This window comes from Photorhabdus africana (assembly GCF_035181445.1).
GTDB lineage: Bacteria > Pseudomonadota > Gammaproteobacteria > Enterobacterales > Enterobacteriaceae > Photorhabdus > Photorhabdus laumondii.
On record NZ_JAXBVE010000114.1, the window covers coordinates 1 to 1,772 of the forward strand.

Genomic DNA, 1,772 nt, shown 5'->3' on the forward strand with positions numbered 1-1,772 from the left:
CCGGCTTCTGCCGGCTGCCCTCTGAACACCAAAACACCTTCGGTGTTGTAAGGTTAAGCCTCTCGGTTCATTAGTACTGGTCAGCTCAATGCATCGCTGCACTTACACACCCAGCCTATCCACGTCTTCGTCTTAAACGTTCCTTCCGTGACCTCAGTCAAGGGAAGACTCATCTCAAGGCAAGTTTCCCGCTTAGATGCTTTCAGCGGTTATCTCTCCCGCACTTAGCTACCGGGCGATGCCATTGGCATGACAACCCGTACACCAGCGGTGCGTCCACTCCGGTCCTCTCGTACTAGGAGCAGCCCCTTTCAATCTTCCTGCGCCCACGGCAGATAGGGACCGAACTGTCTCACGACGTTCTAAACCCAGCTCGCGTACCACTTTAAATGGCGAACAGCCATACCCTTGGGACCTACTTCAGCCCCAGGATGTGATGAGCCGACATCGAGGTGCCAAACACCGCCGTCGATATGAACTCTTGGGCGGTATCAGCCTGTTATCCCCGGAGTACCTTTTATCCGTTGAGCGATGGCCCTTCCATGCAGAACCACCGGATCACTAAGACCTACTTTCGTACCTGCTCGAACCGTCACTCTCGCAGTTAAGCTGGCTTATGCCTTTGCACTAACCTCACGATGTCCGACCGTGATTAGCCAACCTTCGTGCTCCTCCGTTACGCTTTGGGAGGAGACCGCCCCAGTCAAACTACCCGCCAGACACTGTCCCCGGCCCGGATCACGGGCCTGAGTGAGAACATCGAACATTCAAGGGTGGTATTTCAAGGGTGGCTCCATGCAGACTGGCGTCCACACTTCCCAGCCTCCCACCTATCCTACACATCAAGGCTCCATGTTCAGTGTCAAGCTATAGTAAAGGTTCACGGGGTCTTTCCGTCTTGCCGCGGGTACACTGCATCTTCACAGCGAGTTCAATTTCACTGAGTCTCGGGTGGAGACAGCCTGGCCATCATTACGCCATTCGTGCAGGTCGGAACTTACCCGACAAGGAATTTCGCTACCTTAGGACCGTTATAGTTACGGCCGCCGTTTACTGGGGCTTCTGTCAGGAGCCTCGCCTTGCGGCTAACCCCATCAATTAACCTTCCAGCACCGGGCAGGCGTCACACCGTATACGTCCACTTGCGTGTTTGCACAGTGCTGTGTTTTTAATAAACAGTTGCAGCCAGCTGGTCTCTGCGACTGGCTTCAGCTCCGGAGGCCAGCTCCTTCACTTACCGCCAGCGTGCCTTCTCCCGAAGTTACGGCACCATTTTGCCTAGTTCCTTCACCCGAGTTCTCTCAAGCGCCTGAGTATTCTCTACCTGACCACCTGTGTCGGTTTGGGGTACGATTCAATATGACCTGACGCTTAGAGGCTTTTCCTGGAAGCCGGGCATCAGCCACTTCACTGCCGTAGCAGCTCGTCATCACGCCTCAGTGTTGACAGAAGAGCGGATTTGCCTGCTCCTCCCACCTACACGCTTAAACCGGGACAACCGTCGCCCGGATGGCCTAGCCTTCTCCGTCCCCCCTTCGCAGTCACATTCAGTACAGGAATATTAACCTGTTTCCCATCAGCTACGCCGTTCGGCCTCGCCTTAGGGGTCGACTCACCCTGCCCCGATTAACGTTGGACAGGAACCCTTGGTCTTCCGGCGAGCGGGTTTTTCACCCGCTTTATCGTTACTTATGTCAGCATTCGCACTTCTGATACCTCCAGCAGGCCTCACGGCACCGCCTTCTGCGGCTTACAGAACGCTCCCCTACCCA

Annotated in this window: 1 rRNA gene; it reads right to left on the reverse strand. The window is 55.4% G+C overall.

What is annotated here, in order from left to right:
- Positions 1–49: 49 nt before the first annotated feature.
- Positions 50–1,772 (reverse strand): 23S ribosomal RNA (locus SLS51_RS22905); the annotation flags it as partial.